The organism is Streptomyces sp. PU-14G (assembly GCF_041028275.1).
In the GTDB taxonomy this organism is placed as follows: Bacteria; Actinomycetota; Actinomycetes; order Streptomycetales; family Streptomycetaceae; genus Streptomyces.
Genome location: NZ_JASKYT010000515.1, coordinates 1 through 4,984, shown reverse-complemented (window position 1 = coordinate 4,984; position 4,984 = coordinate 1). Strand labels below are relative to the sequence as shown.

2 protein-coding genes and 1 pseudogene are annotated in these 4,984 nt (G+C 76.6%); 2 read left to right on the top strand and 1 reads right to left on the bottom strand.

What is annotated here, in order from left to right; translation table 11 throughout:
- The first annotated feature begins 181 nt into the window (after nt 1–181).
- Nucleotides 182–1,261: a helix-hairpin-helix domain-containing protein gene (locus AB8Z75_RS32595; RefSeq protein ID WP_369208379.1), complete on the top strand. Its 1,080-nt coding sequence runs from the start codon at nt 182–184 to the stop codon at nt 1,259–1,261.
- 701 nt (nt 1,262–1,962) lie between these two features.
- Nucleotides 1,963–4,437: pseudogene (locus AB8Z75_RS32590) on the top strand (ComEC/Rec2 family competence protein); the annotation flags it as partial.
- A 184-nt stretch (nt 4,438–4,621) separates the two neighbouring features.
- Here AB8Z75_RS32590 and AB8Z75_RS32585 read toward each other — a convergent pair.
- On the bottom strand, nt 4,622–4,867 hold the full coding sequence (locus AB8Z75_RS32585) for a hypothetical protein (protein WP_369208377.1): 246 nt from the start codon (nt 4,865–4,867) through the stop codon (nt 4,622–4,624).
- Nucleotides 4,868–4,984: the final 117 nt, after the last annotated feature.

Genomic DNA, 4,984 nt, shown 5'->3' with positions numbered 1-4,984 from the left:
CCCCGGCGAGACGGCCCCACCATCTGAGGAGACGGCCCCACCCCTCGGAGAGGCGACCTCAACCGGTGCGGAGCCGCCGCCCTCCGCCGAGCTGTTCGACGGATTGGAGGCGCTGCCCGAACCCCTCACCCGCACCCGTCCTCTCGTCGAGCGGCCCGTGCCGGGGCCGGAGACGTGGGCCATGCCGCGCGCGGAGGCCATCGCGGCAGCCCGCGAGGCCGTCCACCGGAGCCGGGACCGCCTGCATCCGCCAAGTCCGGACAGGGGCCGCGAATGGCGCGCGGACGACCGGGTCGGCGAGGCGGGCCGGTCGCCGGGCCCCGAGCCCCGCCGAGGCGCGGAGCCAGAGCCCCGAATGAGCAGGTCGCGGGGAGGAGGGGCGCCACACCTCCTCCCCGCCACGCGGCAGCGCGAGGAGGAGGACGAGGAGCCCGGACCGGGGGACGGCTCCGAGCCGGGGAGGGTGGGAGGCGGGTTCTTCGTCGAGCAGGAAGGCGAGCGCGGAACGCGGACGCGGCTGCCCTTGCGGGAACGCTGGGGGCTCGCTTTGGAGGACCGGCTGCCGACCTGGCTGCGGCTGCGCTGCGGAATCGAGCCGAAGACGCTGGTGGCGCTCTCGCTGGTGCTGCTGGTCGCGGTGGGGTTCGCGGTGCACCACTTCTGGACGGGACGTCCCCAGGGGGTCGCCGTCCCGAGCGCGGAAAGCGCCCCGGCAGGGGACCCCACCGCGCGTCCACCGGGCGGCGGTTCCCCGGCGCCGGGGTCCGGTGGAGTGCCGGCGGCCTCCAGCAGCGCGTCGCCGGGCAAGCGGCTCGTGGTGGACGTCTCCGGAAAGGTGCGCGATCCCGGGATCCACCGCCTGCCGGCGGGGTCGCGGGTGACCGACGCGCTGGAGGCGGCGGGCGGGCTCCGCAAGGGAGCCGACACGAGCGGGCTGAACCGTGCGCGGCTGCTGGTGGACGGGGAGCAGATCGTGGTGGGGAAGCCCGGCAAGGGCGGGGCCGCCGCGCCGCCGGGTGCCGCCGGGGGCGGCGGCGCGTCCACCGGGGCCGCGAGCGGCGGGCCCGCGGCGCCGATCAGCCTGAGCGCGGCCACCCCGGAGCAGTTGGAGACGCTTCCGGGGGTCGGGCCCGTGCTGGCCCAGCACATCGTGGACTACCGCACGGAGCACGGCGGCTTCACGTCGGTCGATCAACTCAAGGAAGTGAACGGCATCGGCGAGAAGCGGTTCGCGGACATCAAGCCCAAGGTCACACCGTGAGCCGCCGGCGGACGGCGGCTTCGGGCGTGCTTCCGTCCGACGACCGGCCGGGCGAAGCGGAAGCGGGCGCAACACCGGAGGAACCACGGGACTTACGACTGGTCGGACCCGCACTGGCGGCCTGGGCGGCGGCTGCCGGAGCACTGGGCGTCTCGGGAACTCAGGCGGCGATCGGTGTTGTGTTGAGCGGCCTGGCCGGGGTCGCGCTGGTGGCCCTCGCGCTGCGGGGCGGCAGGAGTGCAGCAGTGGCCCCCACTGCGCGGGCCGCCACCCCACCCGGCAGCGGCAGCAGGACGGCCCCCGGAGCCGCACCCCGGCCCACGCTCGGCCCCGGGGTCACGCTCGGTCCCGGGCCCACGCTCGGTCCCGGGGTCACGCTCGGGACCGGGCCCACGCCCGGGACCGGAGCCGCCCTCGGGCCCCGGGCCGCGTACGGGCCCGGGGCCGCGTACGGGCCCGGGGCCGCGTACGGGCCCGGGGCCGCGCACGGGCCCGGGGCCACCCACAGGCTGGGGGCCGCCCACGGAGCCGGGACCGCCATCGGGGCCGTTCCCGGCGTCGGGGAGAGGGCGGCTGGTGGGACCGCACCGGAAGCGGAGGCCGGCTCGGCCTCCGTGCCCCCGGGGCCGCCCCGGGCAACCGCGCCCCGACGCGACACCGGCAGCCGCCATGGGAGGCGGCACGGGGCGCGGAAGCGGGCTCTGCTTCTCGGCGCGGCGGTCAGCCTTCTGTGCGGTGCTGCCGCGGGCGGCAGCGCCGCACTGCACGCAGCCGACCTGCGCAGGGGGCCGTTGCCCGAGCTGGCCGAAAGGCACGCGGAGGCGACCGTCGAGGTCACCGTCACGGAAGATCCCCGGGTGACCCGGCCTCGGGTGTGGGGAGCACAGCAGGCGCCCGGTGTCGTCGTGGTTCCGGCGGAGGCGGTCGCCCTCGTGGCCGGGGACGGCGCCAGGACGCGGCTGCGCACACCGGTACTGCTGCTGGTCAGGCTGGACGGGCAGGAGGGCGGCAGCCGCGGCCGGGCGGCAGGGAAGGTGAGGGGCAAGGACACGAAAGGCGGCGCGGAAGCGGTAACAAGCGGCAAGGGCGCGGTAAGCGGAGAAGAGGGGCGGGCGCAGGCGCTGGCGACCAGCGGCCAGAGCCACGGCCACGGCCAAGCGACATCGAGCGACCACGCAGCGAACGCCCCGACCTCCCGTACCGCCTGGTTGCGGCTGTTGCCCTCAACCCGGCTCCGCGTGCATGGCGACCTCGTGCCGCCCGACACCGACCGGCGAGGTGGCGGGGACATCGCCGCGGTGCTGCGGGCCGGCCCCGGTCCGCCGGAGGTCGTCGTGCGACCGAAAGCCGTGCAGCGTGCCGCGGGCCGGCTCCGTGCCGGGTTGCGGAGCGCCGTCGCCGATCTGGACGAGGACGCCCGGGCATTGTTGCCGGGCCTGGTGGTCGGCGACACCTCCGGGCTGAGCCGGGAGCTGGAGGAGGCCTTCCGCGCCACGGACATGACGCATCTCCTCGCCGTGAGCGGGGCGAACCTGTCGATCCTGCTGGTCCTGCTCATCGGTCCGCCGGGTCTCGCACACCGGGCGGAGCGGCGGGGGCTCGCGCCCCGGATCGGGCTGCCGCTGCGGACCACGGCGGTGGTCGCGGCCTTGCTGACGCTCGGCTTCGTCGTGGTGTGCAGACCGGAGCCGAGTGTGCTGCGGGCGGCGGCCTGCGGGCTGATCACGGTCTGGGCGATCGGCACGGGACGGCGGCGCTCGCTGTTGCCCGCCCTTGCCGCGGCGGTACTGGTGCTGGTCTTCTACGACCCCTGGCTGGCGCGGGACTTCGGTTTCCTGCTCTCCGTCCTGGCCACCGCCTCCCTGCTGACGGTGGCGCCCCGCTGGTCCGCGGCCCTGCGCAGGCGAGGGTGCCCGGGCCGGCTGGCGGAAGCCCTGGCCGCGGCAGCCGCGGCGCAGGCGGCGTGTGCTCCGGTGGTCGCGGTGCTGGCGGCACACGTGAGCCTGGTGGCGGTGCCGTGCAACCTGCTGGCGGAGTTCGCGGTCGCGCCGGCCACCGTGCTCGGGTTCGCCGCGCTGGTGGCCGCGCCGCTCGCGATACCGGTGGCGAAGTGGCTGGCGTGGCTGGCGAGCTGGCCGGTGGAGGCCATCGCGGGCATCGCACGGACGGGTGCGGGGCTGCCCGGCGCGGAGATCGGCTGGCCCGGGTCCTGGCCGGGTGCGCTGGGGCTCGCGGCGCTGCTGGGCGGGCTGTGCCTGGTGGCGGCCCGGCTGCGGCTGCCGTACCGGCCGTGGTGGTGTGCCGCGTGTGTGCTCGCTCTGCTGGTGGCGGTCGTGCGGCCGGTGCCGCTGGTCCGGCCGTTCACGGGATGGCCGCCGGCGGGGTGGCGGATGGTCGCGTGCGATGTGGGCCAAGGCGACGCGCTGGTGCTGGCCGTGGACGCGGAGCGCGGTGGTGCGGGGGGAGCCGTCGTGGTGGACGCGGGCCCCGATCCCGCAGCGGTCGACCGGTGTCTGAGCCGGCTCGGTGTGACGTCGGTGCCGCTGGTCGTACTGACGCACTTCCACGCCGATCATGTGGCGGGCCTGACGGGGGTGTTGCGGGACAGGGAAGTGGGAGCCGTCGAGACGACGGGGCTGGCGCGGCCCCCTGGCCAGGCGGAGTTCGTGCGGGAGGCGGCTCGGCGGGCGGGGGTTCCGGTGCTCATCGCCCGGGCAGGGGAGCGGCGCAGGGTCAAAGACCTGCGGTGGGAGGTGGTGTGGCCCCGGCAGGCCGCGCCGAACGGTGTGCCGGACAGCGGTGGCGGGAGCGGCGTGCCCGGCGGCAGTGGCGAGGCGGGCGGAGAGGGCGGGGAAGGCGCCAACGACGCGAGCGTCACGCTGCTCGTCCGCACGGCAGGCCTCAGCCTGTTCCTGCCCGGCGACCTGGAGCCGGAAGCGCAGCAGGGTTTGCTGGCGCTGCGGCCCGATCTGCCGCGGGCGGACGTGTTGAAGGTGGCGCACCACGGCTCGCGTTTCCAGGATCCCGAGCTGCTGCGGCGGCTGCGCCCACGGGTGGCCCTCGTCTCGGCGGGGCGGGACAACCCCTACGGGCATCCGGCCCCCGAGACGCTGGATGCGCTGGCCGCCGCGGGAGCCTTGGTCGCGCGGACGGATCGGCACGGGGCCCTGGCGCTGGTGCGGCGCCCCGACGGCACCCCTGCCGTGGTCACCCGGCGGGGCGGTCTGGCCGCGCCCGGAGGCGCCCCGGGGCACTCGGCGGCATCGGAGCACGGCGAGCGTGCCGGGCGCCTCCCGCTGGCCGCACCGCCCCGGGCCGACCGCCTCGGTCGGGGCGGCGCGACCGCGTGGAACGGACGGCTCAGTCGCTCTCCAGCCAGCCTTCGTGTTCCTCCGCGAGGGAGGCCAGGAGGGCGGGGTCGTAGGCGGCGTGCGGGTCTTCGAGGACGACCAGCCACTGTGCGTCCTCGGCGTCGTCCTCCCCGGCGAGGGCGTCGCGGACCAGTTCGGGCTCCTCGGCGAGACCGAGCCGCAGCTCCAGCTGCCCGGCCACCTCCTCGGCCGCGTCCCTGTCGGGCAGTACCAGTACATGCCGTACGTCGCTCACCGGGGCATTCTCCCAACGGAGCGGCCCGCCCGGGTCGGCTGGGGGCTCCTCGTGACCGCCAGGCGGGATGCGCGGCGCCGAGTGCTGCGAGTGAGCCGAACCTGCTCCCCTTCCCGT